We start from the raw sequence: 14,389 nt of genomic DNA on the forward strand, positions 1-14,389 counted from the left end.
ACTCCTGGGGGTTAGCGGACGCTCGCCACGACGGAACGCCTCAATGGGACTAAACGTGCCGCAACCCGGCAGAGTTTCAGCGGCCGGCCGGGACCGGTTCCAGCTGCAGTGCCCGGGCCGTGTCGGCCTCAAGCTGGGCCGCGAGGTCCGGGTTCTCGTTGAGCTTGACGCCGTAGCCCGGCATCATCTCCTTGAGCTTGGACTGCCAGCCCTTGAAGTTCTTCGGGAAGGCCTTCTGCAGCAGCTCGATCATGATCGGCACGGCCGTGGAGGCGCCCGGGGAAGCGCCCAGCAGCGCGCCGATGGAGCCGTCGCGGCCGGCGATGACCTCGGTGCCGAACTGCAGCACGCCGCCCTTCTTCGGGTCCTTCTTGATGATCTGGACGCGCTGGCCGGCGGTGATCAGTTCCCAGTCGCCGTCCTTGGCCTCCGGGTAGTACTCGCGCAGGGCCTCGACCTTGGCGCCGTGCCGCTTGGCGACTTCCTTGACCAGGTAGGCGGTGAGGTCCATGTTGTCCTTGGCCACGGCCAGCATCGGGATGATGTTGGAGGGGCGGATGGACAGCGGCAGGTCCAGGTAGGAGCCGTTCTTCAGGAAGTTGGTGGAGAACCCGGCGTACGGGCCGAACAGCAGGCTGCGCTTGCCGTTGACGAACCGGGTGTCCAGGTGCGGGACGGACATCGGCGGTGCGCCCACGGAGGCCTGGCCGTAGACCTTGGCGCTGTGCTGGGCGGCCAGGGTCTCGTCGGTGCAGCGGAAGAACTGGCCGGAGACGGGGAATCCGCCGTAGCCCTTGCTCTCCGGGATGCCGGAGGCCTGCAGCAGGTGCAGGGCACCGCCGCCGGCGCCGACAAAGACGAACTTCGCGTGGATCGAGCCGTGTTCGCCGGAGCGCGGGTGCTTGAGTTCAAGGTCCCAGCCGCCGTCGGAGGCCCGCTTGATGCCGGTGACGTCGTGGCCGTAGTTGATTTCCACGCCGTTGTTGCCGAGGTAGCCGGTCAGCTCGCGGGTCAGGGCGCCGAAGTCGACGTCGGTGCCCTCAGCGGCGCGCGTGGCGGCGACGCGCTGCTTGGGGTCGCGGCCCTTGACGATCAGCGGGGCCCACTTGGCAATCTGGGCCTGGTCCTCGGAGTACTCCATCGAGCGGAACAGCGGGTTCGGCTTCAGCGCCTCGTAGCGGGTCTTCAGGAAGTTCACGTTCGCATCCCCGACGACGAAGCTCATGTGCGGGACGGTGTTGATGAAGCCCTTGGGCGAGCCGATCAGGGAGTTGGTGACCAGGTGGGACCAGAACTGGCGGGAGAGCTGGAACTGCTCGTTGATGTGCAGCGCCTTGGCCGGATCAACCGAGCCGTCCTTGGCCGCGGGGGAGTAGTTCAGCTCGCACAGGGCCGCGTGTCCGGTGCCGGCGTTGTTCCACGGGCCGGAGCTTTCCAGGCCCGGCTGGTCCAGCCGCTCGAAGAGGGAGATGGTCCAGTTCGGCTCAAGCTGCTTGAGGAACGCGCCGAGCGTGGCGCTCATGATGCCGCCGCCAATCAGGACGACGTCGGCATGTTGGGTCTTGGAAATGAAAGTCACGATCAGTCTCCGATAGCAGCGGCTCTGGCTGTCACAGAATATCCCCGCACCGCCTACTAACTGAAATTGGCCGGTTACGTCAAGGCTTTAGCTGGACGTTCGTGAAAACTTCGTTCAGCACCGGGGACGCCGGGTACTTCAGCACCCGGTCGGAGAGGGCAAGGGCCGAGATCGGGAACGCGATCGGCACCGCCGGCACCGACTCGGCGATCTGGGCGTTGATGGTCTGGTACTGCTCGGTCCGTTCCTTCCCGTCCGGGAGGCCACGGGCCCGCAGAATCTTGGAGAACACCTGCGGGTCCTGGTAGCCGAACTCGCCGGTCTTTTCGCCGAACAGCGGGCCGACGAAATTGTCCGGGTCCGCGTAGGAGCCGTTCCAGCCGAGAAGGTGGAGGGCATGGTCGCCCGGGGAGGTGACCTTCTGCAGGTACCCGTCGGACCAGTCCACCGGCATGGGCTTGATGTTGAGCCCGACGGCGGTGAGCTGGCGGCTGATCTCGGCGTAGACCTTCTCCGGGGTCGGCAGATAGGGGCGGGCGACGTTCAGCGGGTAGTAGAACTTGAGCTCTTCGCCCTTGTACCCGGCGTCGGCAAGCAGCTTCTTGGCCTTGGCCTGGTCGTAGCCCAGGGACGGGGCGTTGTTGTTGAAGCCGCTCAGCTTCGGCGGCACGAACTGAGAGGCGGCCGAGGTGTTGTCAATGAAGAACTTCCGGATCAGGGTGTCCTTGTCCAGGGCCATCTCGATCGCCTGCCGGATTTTCAGGTCCCGCAGCACGGGCACCTGCTGGTTCATGCCCAGGTACATGACGGAGAACGGGTCGCGCTGGATGATCTGCTTGCCGCGCTTGACCAGCTGGTCGAAATTGCCCACCGTCACTGCGTCGTAGGCGTCGATTTTTCCGTCCAGCAGCGCCTGCATCCGGGTCTGCGGGTGGTCGTAGTTGACGAAGTTGATCGTGGCGATCTGGCCGCGGTCGCCCCAGTAGCCCTTGTTCGTGGTCAGCGTGACGGTGTTGTTGTCCCACGAGCCGAAGACGTAGGGGCCGGTGCCCACCGGGTGCAGGGCGTAGGCGGACACCGGCTGGCCCTCGCGGTTCTGGTTCAGCACGTCCGCGGAGCCGGCGGCCAGGGCGCGCGGCGAGGAGATCGCGAACGCCGGCAGGGTGAGCGCCTGGAGGAAGCCGGTGAACGGCTGGGTCAGGTCGATCCGGACGCTGCCGGCGGAGAGTGCCTTGCAGTCCTTGTAGATGGAGAGCGGGGCCTGGTCGGCGTGGGCCATGAACACGCCCTTAAAGCTGCTGCCCGGGGCCTGCTTGCGCAGCGCCGGGGAGAAGTTGAACCACCGCTTGAAGTTCGTGCATACGGCCGCTGCGTTGAACGCGGTACCGTCCTGGAACTTCACCTTTTCCCGCAGGGTGAACGTGTAGGACCTGCCGTCCTCACTCGTGGTCCACTCGGTGGCGAGCAGCGGGGTGGGCTTCCCGCTGGTCTGGTCGACGCCGACCAGGCCTTCAAGGATTTGCCGGGTGATGCGGTACGAGTCGACGTCGGAGACGAGCGCCGGGTCCAGGCCCAGCGGGCGCGAGGCGGTGCCGAAGGTGAAAGTGGCGGTGGGGCCGGCGGGGGTGGAGGCAGAGGAAGACGACGGCGTCGGGCCGGGGACGCCGGTGCAGGAGGCCAGCGGGAGCATGAGCAGAACCGCCCCGACGCCGGCGGCGATGCGGCGCACTGTGCTGCGGGGGGCCCTGCTTCTGGGCGCGGGACTGCTGGGCACTGAAGGAATCACCTCTGGGAACTGGACGGCCGCCGGCTGCGGCCAAGGCCCAGTCTAGTTGACCGGCCGGGTGAATCCCTTGGACACGGCGAAGGCCCGCACCGGGGGTGCGGGCCTTCGTTTTCTCCGGAGGACCCAGGGAGTCAGGCTGGATCCGTGACTGGAGGCCTAGGCAATGTCTACTTGGGCATCAGGACCGAATCGATCATGTAGACCGTGGCGTTGGCGGTCTTGACGCCGCCGCACACGACGTTGGCGCCGTCGACCTTGAGCGCATCCTTGCTGCCGGTGACGGTCACCGAACCGCCCTGGACGGTCTTGTGGGTGCCCACAATCTCCGCCGGGCTGACCTTGCCGGGAACAACGTGGTACGTGAGGATCTTGCTCAGCAGGGCGTCGTCGGTCTTGAGCTTGTCGATGGTGGCGGCGTCGATCTTCTTGAACGCGTCGTCCGTCGGAGCGAAGACCGTGAACTCGCTGCCGTTCAGGGTGTCCACCAGGTTGACCTTGGGGTTGAGCTTGCCGGAAACGGCAGCGGTCAGGGTGGTCAGGATCGGGTTGTTGGAGGCGGCGGTGGCGACCGGGTCAAGGGCCATGCCGGCGACGGAGCCCTTGCCGTCGGGAACCTGGGCGGCGTAGGCCTCACAGCCGGAGCCGACAAGGTCGGCGGCCGGGTCCATGGCTGCGGCGGAGGAGCTCATCGACGGCGACGGCGCCATGCTCGAGGCCATGCCGGATTCGGACGGTGCGGCGGCCGGGGCCGAGGCGCTGGATCCGCTGGTGGAACCGCCACAGGCGGTGAGGCTGAGCATGGCGGCGGCAGCGATACCTGCAACGGCGAAAGTCGTGCGCTTGATGGTCTGCATTTCGAATCTCCTTTGTTGTGCCGATTTCATTGCCGGCAGCGGACCTCGTGGCCGCTGCGGCGTTTCTCCGACTGGTGGGCACCGACCCTTGGTTGGTGTCTCACTGGATATTCGGGTGCCCGGCGGGAGGGGATGGGTGGGATATGAATTTCTTTTCCCGATCCCCGGCGTCCGCTGCCGAATCCCTTTCCGGGCTTCGGAATTCCGGCCCATAAAGAGGGCACAAAAAAGAACCCCGGTCCAAAGACCGGGGTTCTCTTCCAAAGTGCGCAAGGGGGGACTTGAACCCCCACGCCCGAAGGCACAGGAACCTAAATCCTGCGTGTCTGCCAATTTCACCACTCGCGCGCTGCGCCGTCGCCGGGGGCCGAAGGGGCCCCGTCAACGCACGCCAGCCACCATTCTACAGACCGTTGCCGGCCGGTCAGCCGGCCAGCTGCAGATCGCGGAGCAGCTTGGCGACGTGGCCGGTGGCGCGCACGTTGTACTGCGCCAGGGTGACCTTGCCGTCGGGGCCGACGACCACCGTGGACCGGATCAGGCCTTCATAGGTGCGGCCGTAATTCTTCTTCTCGCCCCACGCCGCGTAGGCCTCCGCCACCGCGTGGTCCGGATCGGACAGCAGCGGGAAGGTGAGGCCCTCGGCTGCGGCGAACGCGGCCAGCTTGGCCGCGGGGTCGGGGGAGATGCCGACGACCTCGTAGCCGGCAGCCTGCAATGCGGCCAGGGAATCCCGGAAATCGCAGGCCTGCTTGGTGCACCCGGGGGTGGCGGCGGCGGGGTAGAAATAGACCACGGTGTGGCGGCCGCGGAAGTCCTGCAGCGCCACTTCGTTGCCGTCCGAGTCCTGCAGCCGGAAGTCCGGCGCTTCGTCTCCGGGGACAAGTCGTTCAGGCATGTTCATCTCCTTGGGAAATCTGGGGAATCCCAGCCTACTTAGCACCGGCGGCGGCGCCGAATCGGACACTCGCTATACTCTTTGGTATGCCTGATATGGAACGCTGGCCAACCGGCCGCCTATTGTCGACGGCAGCACGCCTAGTTGAACACTCCTGGAACGAAAAACTGGGGGCGATCGGCCTGACCCACGCGGGGGTCATTGCGATGGAAGTGCTTTCCGCCCAAGGACCCATGACCCAAGCTCAACTGGCGCAACTGGTGAGGGTCCAAGCCCAGACCATGGGGAAGACCCTGAGCCGGCTCGAAGCCCATGGACACATTTCCCGGGAGCGCAGCCCCTCGGACCGCCGCAGCCACGTCGTCACCTTGACCGAACGCGGCCGCGAAGCGGTCGTCACGGCGGCCGACATGGAGCGGTCCGTTCTGGCGGCGGCGTCGATTGACCCGGACGCGCTTCGGCACGAGCTGAAGTCCGTGGTCCGCGAGCTGGCCAACCGGATCTCCACGACCGAGGCCAAGGCCATCGTCACCTCTGCGGACCCGGTGGCCGTGGCGCAGGCCGTGGCGGCTTCCGACGCCGGAGTTACTGCAGACGCCCTCTAGGCGTCTCCCTCCGCCCCTCCCGGCCAGGGAAACAAGTACTGACTACTGGTTTCGATAGCGGCGCGCTCGTGAAGCATGGGTCCATGACTCGATATGTCCTCGAAGCCAGATCTTTGGAACATCGCTGCCAGTGCTGCGGAGACTTGACCGGGGCCGTGTTCTGCGACGACTGTGATCCCCACCCGGAACCGGTCGAAGCTGTGCGCTGACCCCTATAGCGTCCGGCTGCAGTCCGGCGTACGCCCGACCGGTTGCGTGTCCTTCCCCGTGCCGGGCACGGAGCGGAATTAGGATCGAGGCATGGATGCGCAGCTGACTGTTGAGCTGGAAGGGCAGACCTCGATCAACGAGCTGCTTGACGAGCCGGTTGGCGCTGCGCCGATTCAGCTGGCACTGCCGATCCACTTCCAGCTCGCAGCCGCCGAGCGCCGCTAGGACCCCCGCCCGATGCCTGCTCCTTCGACGGTCCGGCTGTGGCCGCGCCGCCCTGGGCGGCGGCATGACCGGAAGCGGCGGTCGGCTGCGCGATCCGGGGCGGGGAAGCTTGGAAGTGCTGCTGCCGCGCTGGCGTTTGTCCTCGTGGCAGTGCCGGCCGCTGCCACGCCGGCCTATGCCGGCCCCTGCGGACCTCTCGTGCTGATTCCGCTGCCCGGGTGCCACGCTTCTCCCACGCCCACTCCATCACCCCCACCTGCGGCCAAGCCCTCGCCGTCGGGCAGTACGGCACCGTCCGCGCCGCCAGCCCCCGTCGGCCCGGCCCCGGCGCCCGGCGGCCGTTCGACACCGGCGCCCCGGACAGCGCCTGCCCCAGATCCTGCAGTTCCGGCGGCAACCGTCGGCCCCTCCCGCACGGCCGCTCCGGCTACGCCCCGTCCCGCGGCCTCGAACGCCGTTCCCACGCCCTCAGCGCCCGCCACGGCAACCCCTGCCCCGGACGCGGGGGAGCCGCTGCCCACCGGGGCGGGCACCACAGCGGCGGACTCATCGGGCGCAAGCTCCGCGACGTCCGGCCTTACCGTCGGCGGCGTGCTGCTGTCCCTGGGCGGGCTGCTCGTGGCGGCGGCCGGTGCCGTCGGACTTGGCCGGCATACGCGCCCCTAAGCGCACCGTCGACGGGGTAGCCGTCCGGCTGGTCTGCGATGGGCAAACGCCGGCCGGTGCGCTTAAACCAAAAACCCCGTTCAGCGGACTTTTCAGTCTGCTGAACGGGGTTTTCCTTTGGTGCACCCCCCGGGACTCGAACCCGGAACCCATTGATTAAGAGTCAATTGCTCTGCCAGTTGAGCTAGAGGTGCAGCTGTTGTTTTCGTTCCCCGCAGGCTGTTTATTTCCCGCGGTGTTCTCCGCAACGACATGAAACTCTACACGAGTTTTGGTGCAGTGTGAAATCGGGACCCGGGGGTCACCGTGCGCTTACCCCGGAAGCTCCAAAACCAGCGCAAAATCAGGGTTCTGGCCGTTGCTAAGCGCCCACAGGCGTCCGTCCGGAGCGAGCGAAACGTCGCGGATCCGACCGTACTGCCGTGTGAAATAGGCCACAGGTTCGCCGGCAGTTTCGCCCCGCAACGCGATCGTCCAGAGACGCTGCCCGCGAAGCGCCCCAAGGTAGGCGGTGTCGCCGACGATCTCAAGGCCGCTCGGCGATGAGTCCGCCGTCGACGGCCACACCGCGGCGGCATCCCGGAACCCGCCCCGGTGCGGCGCCCCGGTCACTTCCGGCCAACCGTAGTTGCCGCCCGGCACGATCAGGTTCAATTCGTCGTTGACGTCGGGGCCGAACTCACTGGCCCAGAGCCGCCCCGCACTGTCCCAGTCCAGTCCTTGAACGTTGCGGTGGCCCAGGCTGTACACCGGGTTGTTGCCGAAGGGGTTTCCGGGCGCCGGCTTGCCGTCCGCGGTGAGCCGCAGAACCTTGCCGCCGAGGGCGTTGCGGTCCTGGGGGTCCCCGCTGCGGCGGGCGTCCCCGGTGCCGACGTAGAGGAACCCGTCCGGGCCGAAACGGATCCGGCCGCCGTTGTGGGTGGCGGCCTTGGGGATCCCGGAGAAGATCACTTCCGGGGCGCCCAGGTCCGGCAGCCCGTCCGGGCCCAGCCGAAAGCGCGCGATCCGGTTGTCGGACGCGGCGGTGAAGTAGGCGTACAGGTGGCGGCCGCTGCCGGTGCCGGGGGACAGGGCCAGTCCCAGCAGGCCGCCCTCTCCGCCGGGCACGACGTCGGGCACCTGGCCCACGGTGTCGGCCGCGTCCTGGGCGCCGGGCCGTATTGCCTTGAGGAGCGCGCTGTCCCGTTCGGAGATTAGCGCGGTGCCGTCAGGCAGGAAGACGATCGACCAGGGGATTGAAAGATTGGCGTCGATCCGTGCCACGACGCGTGGGGCTGTGGTGGACGGCCGCGGGGTAGAGGGCCCGGAGGCGGGCGGCGCGGAAGTCGCCGGACTGCCGGAAGCGGTATTCCCCTCGGTGGCCAGTGCGCTGCCGCTGGCGGGTGGCGCGGCGGGCGTGCCTGCCGTGCCGGTGCAGCCCGAGGCCGCGAGGGCCAGTGCAGCCGCCAGCGCCCCGGCCGCTGCTGCCGCCGGGGCGCTTCGATGTGGCGTGTTCCCTCGCACTGGCCGGGACGCCGTCCCGCTAGAGGCGCGAGCGGCGCGGGGGACGGAACCCGGCGGCCTCGGCATGGGCTACGGACTCGAACCAGACCTCGGCGCGGGTCTCCTCGTAGGAGGGGCTGGTCTCATCGTGGTAGATCATCGACGAGGCGTTTCCCTTCACGGTGAAGCCTTCCGGTCCGCTGCCGTCCGCTGCCGGGGCGGCCGACCCCTCGCCGTAGGGCTGCTCAACGGCGAGGTGCCCGGCCGGTGCGGGCGCCTGGGCCGGTTCGGCGGTATGGGACGGTTCGGCGCTGTGGGCGGGTTCGGCGGTCCGGGGCTCCGCGAAATGGCTGGCGGAGCCCTCCGTGGCGGCGGCCGAGGCGGCTGCCTGCGCGGTCTCAATGTCGGCGGCCTCTGCCGCCGCGGACTCCGCGCCGGGAAGGGTCGGGGCGTGCGGGCCGGTGTACTCGTCGTGGTGCACCGGCGCGGCCGACGTTTCCGCAGTCCCGGCGGTCGTCCCGGCGGCTGCCTCGTGGCGCGGATGGCCCGCATGCGGGGCCTCATGGTGCGGTGCGGCGTGGGTGTCGGCCGGCGGCGTCTCGGACCACTGGGTTTCCCACTCGGTGTCCTCGGCGCCCGGCTCCTCACCGGTCGGCCGGGCCGCCGCAGCAGCAGCTTCGTCGTCGGCCGTCGTCGGCGGCACCGGCTCGGCGTTGCCGAATCCGGCGGCGGAGGGCATCCCGGTGGTGGCGGCCGCCGCGGCCGAGGACGCGGCGGCCCCGCCGGACAGGGCGCCGTCGTGGCGCTCACCGCTGGCAGGAGCCTGGTCGGCGGGCTTGGAGGTCCCCGACGTGGAGGTCTCCGCGCCGCTGCGGGCATTGTTGCGGTTCAGCAGCCACCACACGACGCCGACAATCACCACGATGACGATGAGCCAGGTAATCCAATCCATAGCGGAATCCTTCTGTCCAGGGGCAGGGTTGCCGTTGCTTGACGTTACGTCCGGCCCGACGGCACTGTCCAGCGTTCCGGAACCGCCCCGTGTAGCCTCGCTTCATGGATTTCAAGCGACTGCGGATCCTCCGCGAACTGGCGGACCGCGGCACGGTCGGCGCCGCCGCGGAAGCACTGCGGGTCACGCCGTCGGCAGTCTCTCAACAGCTGAAGACGCTGCAGGAGGAGCTGGGCGTCGTCCTCGTCGAGAAGTCCGGCAGGGGAGTGCGGCTGACCGAGGCGGGCCTGGCCATGGCGGGCGCGGCCGCCGACGTCTCCACCGCCCTGGCCCGCGCCGAGGCAACCGTCGACACTTACCGGCGCGGATGGCAGACCCGGATCAGGGCCGCATTCTTCCCCAGCGCGGCGGAAATGTTCCTGCCGGGCCTGCTGCACCGGGTCAAGGACATCGACGGGCTCCGCTTCGAAGCCCACTTCGAGGACCCGGGCGTCGCCGGCTTCGCGTCCCTCGCCGCCGACTACGACATCGTCCTCGCCCACAGCGTCGACGGGCCCGGGGTGTTTGCCCGGCAGGGCCTGCAGGTCATCCCGCTCCTTGACGAACCGCTCGACGTCGCGGTCCCCGCGGGCCATGCACTCGCCGGCAAGTCCGCCCTGAGCGCCGGGGACGTCGTCGGATTCCCCTGGATGGGCGTGCCCGACGGGTTCCCCTTCGACACCGTGCTGCGCCAGATTGAGCTGCAGGCCGATTCCCCGGCGGTCCGGGCCCAGCTGTATCCAGACCTCCGCGTCCTGGAGGCCCTGGTCAGCGCCGGGCACGGACTCAGCCTGCTGCCGCGCTACACGGCCCTGAAGAACCAGGGGAGGGGCTTCGTGCTCCGCCCGCTCCGGGGTGTGAAGGCCAGCCGCAGCATCGTGGCACTGGCCCGCCCGGAGGCTGCGGCCCGCACGCGCATCCAGCAGGTACTGGCCATGCTCAAGGACGAAGCCCGCGCCGTGGCGGAAGCCCCCGAGCTGCGTGACGCGGATCACCTGGCGGCCGGCGAGCACCCGATAGGTTCCGCAGAATGAGACGACGGTCCACCATCCGGACGAAATATTCCCGGAATTGGGCTTAATGAGCCCATCCGGCTCGTTGCTGCCTGCGCCGTAGCCCTAGACTTTGAGCCATGAGTGAGGACACCCAAACAGCGACAGAGACCAAGCCGGACATCAAGCCACGCAGCCGGGTCGTCACCGATGGAATCCACGCCGCCCCCGCACGCGGCATGTTCCGTGCGGTCGGCATGGGCGACGACGACTTCGCCAAGCCCCAGGTGGGCGTGGCCAGCTCCTGGAATGAAATCACTCCCTGCAACCTCTCCCTGAACCGGCTGGCCCAGGGCGCCAAGGAAGGCGTCCACGCCGGCGGCGGGTTCCCGATGCAGTTCGGCACCATCTCCGTCTCCGACGGCATCTCCATGGGCCATGAGGGCATGCACTTCTCCCTGGTCTCGCGCGAAGTCATCGCCGACTCGGTGGAGACCGTGATGCAAGCCGAACGGATCGACGGCTCGGTGCTGCTGGCCGGCTGCGACAAGTCCCTGCCCGGCATGCTCATGGCAGCGGCCCGCCTGGATCTGGCCAGCGTCTTCCTCTACGCCGGCTCCATCATGCCCGGCTGGGTCAAGCTCGAGGACGGCTCCGAAAAAGAAGTGACCCTCATCGACGCCTTCGAGGCCGTGGGCGCCTGCGCCGCCGGCAAGATGAGCATGGAGGACCTGACCCGGATTGAAAAGGCCATCTGCCCGGGCGAAGGTGCCTGCGGCGGGATGTACACCGCCAACACCATGGCCTGCATCGGCGAGGCCCTGGGCATGTCCCTCCCCGGCTCCGCCGCCCCGCCGTCGGCCGACCGCCGTCGTGATGACTTCGCGCGGAAGTCCGGCGAGGCCGTGGTGAACCTGCTCCGCCTCGGCATCACCGCCCGCGACATCATGACCAAGAAGGCCTTCGAGAACGCCATCGCCGTCACCATGGCCTTCGGCGGCTCCACGAACGCGGTCCTGCACCTGCTGGCCATTGCCCGCGAAGCCGAGGTCGAGCTGACCCTGGACGACTTCAACCGGATCGGCGACAAGATCCCGCACCTGGGCGACCTGAAGCCCTTCGGCCGCTACGTGATGACCGACGTCGACAAGATCGGCGGCGTGCCGGTGATTATGAAGGCCCTGCTCGACGCCGGCCTGCTGCACGGCGACTGCCTCACCGTGACCGGCAAGACCGTCGCGGAAAACCTCGAGGCGATCAACCCGCCGGACGTCGACGGCAAGATCCTGCGCGCGCTGGACAACCCGATCCACAAGACCGGCGGCATCACCATCCTGCACGGCTCGATGGCACCGGAAGGCGCCGTCGTCAAGAGCGCCGGCTTCGACGCCGACGTCTTCGAGGGCACTGCCCGCGTCTTCGAACGCGAGCAGGGAGCCCTGGACGCGCTGGACAAGGGCGAGATCAAGGCCGGCGACGTCGTCGTCATCCGCTACGAGGGCCCCAAGGGCGGCCCCGGCATGCGCGAGATGCTCGCCATCACCGGTGCCATCAAGGGCGCGGGCCTCGGCAAGGACGTCCTGCTGCTCACGGACGGCCGCTTCTCCGGCGGCACCACCGGCCTGTGCATCGGCCACGTCGCGCCGGAAGCGGTCGACGGCGGTCCGATCGCCTTCGTCAAGGACGGTGACCGGATCCGCGTCGATATCGCCGCCCGCTCGTTCGACCTGCTGGTGGAACCGGCCGAGCTCGAGGCCCGCAAGGTGGGCTGGGAGCCGCTGCCGGCCAAGTTCACGAAGGGTGTGCTCGCCAAGTACGCCAAGCTGGTCCACAGCGCCTCCACCGGCGCCTACTGCGGGTGACAACGGACCCGGGAGGGGGCGCGTGCGCCCCCTCCCGGGTCCCAACCAGTGGACAGTGTCGTCCACATAGTGAGACAGGGCGCAGGCTCGTTGACACCTGTCTCACGAAGAGGGAAAACTGAACGCATGATCGAGATCGTTACCGGCGGCGCTTGCGCAGCCGCAGTCGTCGTCCTTACCAAGCGCGTGGCTCAATAGCCGTTCCTGGTAACGAACCGCCACGCGCAAACCCCTCGAAGAGCCGCCAGGCTGAGGGGTTTTTTTATTTCCGCTTCACCTGCACCACCAGCACCACCCGATCACCGTAGATCCACCCCAGATCCACCAAAGGAAGAGTCCGATGAGCAAAGGATCGCCGATCAGCCCCTCGCTGATGGCCACTAAGTCCGCTGGAGCCCACAAGGCTCCGGAACGCGTCGACCGTCCGGCCGACGCCGGCGTCGATCATGCTGCCGTCTCTCCTGTCCTTGGGCCGAACAACGTCGTACCCCCGACGCCGATGACCGGCTCGCAAGCAATTGTCCGTTCGCTCGAAGAACTCGGCGTCCAGGACATTTTCGGTTTGCCCGGTGGCGCGATCCTGCCCACCTACGACCCCTTGATGGCCTCCACAATGAACCACGTTCTGGTCCGTCACGAACAGGGAGCCGGCCACGCCGCGCAAGGCTATGCCATGGTTACCGGGCGGGTGGGCGTCTGCATCGCCACCTCCGGCCCCGGCGCCACCAACCTCGTTACCGCCATCATGGACGCCCACATGGACTCCGTGCCCATGGTCGTCATCACCGGCCAGGTCTCCAGCGGGGTCATCGGCACCGATGCCTTCCAGGAAGCGGACATCGTCGGCATCACCATGCCGGTCACGAAGCACTCCTTCCTGGTCACCAACCCCGATGACATCCCGCACGTCATGGCCGAGGCATTTCACCTGGCCTCCACCGGCCGGCCCGGACCGGTGCTGGTGGACGTCGCCAAGGACGCCCAGCAGGGCCAGACGACGTTCTCCTGGCCGCCGAAGATCGACCTGCCGGGCTACCGGCCGGTGGTCCGCGGCCACAGCAAGCAGGTCCGCGAAGCGGCCCGGCTGATCGCCGCGGCCACCAAGCCGGTGCTCTACGTCGGCGGCGGTGTGGTTAAGGCGCACGCCTCCGCGGAACTGCGCGAACTCGCCGAGCTCTCCGGCGCGCCCGTGGTCACCACGCTGATGGCCCGCGGAGTCTTCCCGGACTCGCACCCGCAGCACGTCGGCATGCCCGGCATGCACGGCACGGTCTCCGCCGTGACCGCACTGCAGCAGTCCGACCTGCTTATCACCCTCGGCGCGCGCTTCGATGACCGGGTCACCGGCATCCTGTCCTCCTTCGCGCCCAACGCCAAGGTCATCCACGCGGACATCGACCCGGCGGAGATCTCCAAGAACCGCACCGCCGATGTCCCGATCGTGGGCTCGGTCAAGGAGATCATCCCGGAGCTCACCGAAGCGCTGCGGCTCCAGTTCGAGGCCACCGGCACCCCGGACCTGACGAACTGGTGGGCGTTCCTGAACAACCTCAAGGAGACCTACCCGCTCGGCTGGACCGAACCGGAGGACGGCCTCACCGCCCCGCAGCGCGTGATCGAACGGATCGGCGCCCTCACCGGGCCCGAGGGCGTCTACGTCGCCGGCGTCGGCCAGCACCAGATGTGGGCCTCGCAGTTCATCAAGTACGAACGCCCGCACGCCTGGCTGAACTCCGGCGGCGCCGGCACCATGGGCTACGCCGTGCCGGCGGCCATGGGCGCCAAGGTCGGCAACCCGGACCGCGTGGTCTGGGCGATCGACGGCGACGGCTGCTTCCAGATGACCAACCAGGAACTGGCCACCTGCGCCATCAACAAGATTCCGATCAAGGTCGCGGTGATCAACAACTCCTCGCTGGGCATGGTGCGGCAGTGGCAGACCCTGTTCTACGAGGGCCGCTACTCCAACACGGACCTGAATACCGGCCACGACACCGTCCGGATCCCGGACTTCGTCAAGCTCGCGGACGCCTACGGCTGCGCCAGCTTCCGCTGCGAACGGGACGAGGACATCGACGCCACCATCCAGCAGGCCCTGGCGATCAACGACCGGCCGGTCGTTATCGACTTCGTCGTCAGCCCGAACTCGATGGTGTGGCCGATGGTCCCCGCCGGCGTGAGCAACGACCAGATCCAGGTTGCCCGGAACATGACCCCGGACTGGGAAGAAGAGGACTGA

Annotated in this window: 11 protein-coding genes and 2 tRNA genes; 5 read left to right on the top strand and 8 right to left on the bottom strand. The window is 68.2% G+C overall.

The window, feature by feature from the left end; translation table 11 throughout:
* Window positions 1-76 precede the first annotated feature (76 nt).
* The 5 genes from ACTWLI_RS11860 to bcp all read right to left on the bottom strand — a co-directional run bounded on the left by ACTWLI_RS11860 (window position 77) and on the right by bcp (window position 5,117).
* Window positions 77-1,579 carry a malate:quinone oxidoreductase gene (locus ACTWLI_RS11860; RefSeq protein ID WP_445154038.1) on the bottom strand — a complete coding sequence of 501 codons (1,503 nt, stop codon included), beginning with the start codon at window positions 1,577-1,579 and terminating at the stop codon, window positions 77-79.
* A 79-nt stretch (window positions 1,580-1,658) separates the two neighbouring features.
* Window positions 1,659-3,269 (bottom strand): ABC transporter substrate-binding protein, encoded by a 1,611-nt coding sequence (locus ACTWLI_RS11865; protein WP_445156173.1) that lies wholly within the window; start codon window positions 3,267-3,269, stop codon window positions 1,659-1,661.
* Between the two features lie 263 nt (window positions 3,270-3,532).
* On the bottom strand, window positions 3,533-4,219 hold the full coding sequence (locus tag ACTWLI_RS11870; RefSeq protein ID WP_445154039.1) for a fasciclin domain-containing protein: 687 nt from the start codon (window positions 4,217-4,219) through the stop codon (window positions 3,533-3,535).
* Between the two features lie 266 nt (window positions 4,220-4,485).
* Window positions 4,486-4,567, bottom strand: a tRNA-Leu gene (locus tag ACTWLI_RS11875).
* Window positions 4,568-4,643: 76 nt separating this feature from the next.
* On the bottom strand, window positions 4,644-5,117 hold the full coding sequence (gene bcp, locus ACTWLI_RS11880) for a thioredoxin-dependent thiol peroxidase (RefSeq protein WP_445154040.1): 474 nt from the start codon (window positions 5,115-5,117) through the stop codon (window positions 4,644-4,646).
* Window positions 5,118-5,212: 95 nt separating this feature from the next.
* On the opposite strand from bcp, the gene ACTWLI_RS11885 reads away from it, so the two are divergent.
* Together ACTWLI_RS11885 and ACTWLI_RS11890 are read left to right on the top strand one after the other, a co-directional pair.
* On the top strand, window positions 5,213-5,722 hold the full coding sequence (locus tag ACTWLI_RS11885) for a MarR family winged helix-turn-helix transcriptional regulator (protein ID WP_445156174.1): 510 nt from the start codon (window positions 5,213-5,215) through the stop codon (window positions 5,720-5,722).
* A gap of 300 nt (window positions 5,723-6,022) precedes the next feature.
* Window positions 6,023-6,157 carry a hypothetical protein gene (locus ACTWLI_RS11890; RefSeq protein WP_445154041.1) on the top strand — a complete coding sequence of 45 codons (135 nt, stop codon included), beginning with the start codon at window positions 6,023-6,025 and terminating at the stop codon, window positions 6,155-6,157.
* A 784-nt stretch (window positions 6,158-6,941) separates the two neighbouring features.
* Here the strand turns inward: ACTWLI_RS11890 and ACTWLI_RS11895 are convergent.
* The 3 genes from ACTWLI_RS11895 to ACTWLI_RS11905 form a co-directional block, all read right to left on the bottom strand.
* Window positions 6,942-7,017, bottom strand: a tRNA-Lys gene (locus ACTWLI_RS11895).
* A 118-nt stretch (window positions 7,018-7,135) separates the two neighbouring features.
* A complete protein-coding gene (locus ACTWLI_RS11900; RefSeq protein WP_445156175.1) occupies window positions 7,136-8,260 on the bottom strand; it encodes a PQQ-dependent sugar dehydrogenase in 1,125 nt (374 codons plus the stop codon).
* Window positions 8,261-8,345: 85 nt separating this feature from the next.
* On the bottom strand, window positions 8,346-9,257 hold the full coding sequence (locus tag ACTWLI_RS11905; protein ID WP_445154042.1) for a sunset domain-containing protein: 912 nt from the start codon (window positions 9,255-9,257) through the stop codon (window positions 8,346-8,348).
* A 104-nt stretch (window positions 9,258-9,361) separates the two neighbouring features.
* Between ACTWLI_RS11905 and ACTWLI_RS11910 the strand changes: the two genes are divergently transcribed.
* The 3 genes from ACTWLI_RS11910 (at window position 9,362) to ACTWLI_RS11920 (ending at window position 14,389) form a co-directional block, all read left to right on the top strand.
* Complete coding sequence (locus ACTWLI_RS11910; RefSeq protein ID WP_445154043.1) at window positions 9,362-10,330, top strand: LysR family transcriptional regulator; 969 nt, start codon at window positions 9,362-9,364, stop codon at window positions 10,328-10,330.
* A 98-nt stretch (window positions 10,331-10,428) separates the two neighbouring features.
* The gene (gene ilvD / locus ACTWLI_RS11915; protein WP_445154044.1) at window positions 10,429-12,150 is read left to right on the top strand and encodes a dihydroxy-acid dehydratase; all 1,722 of its coding nucleotides are present in this window, start codon (window positions 10,429-10,431) and stop codon (window positions 12,148-12,150) included.
* 340 nt (window positions 12,151-12,490) lie between these two features.
* Window positions 12,491-14,389 carry an acetolactate synthase large subunit gene (locus tag ACTWLI_RS11920; RefSeq protein WP_445154045.1) on the top strand — a complete coding sequence of 633 codons (1,899 nt, stop codon included), beginning with the start codon at window positions 12,491-12,493 and terminating at the stop codon, window positions 14,387-14,389.

The sequence above is a fragment of the Arthrobacter sp. Hor0625 genome, assembly GCF_052567525.1.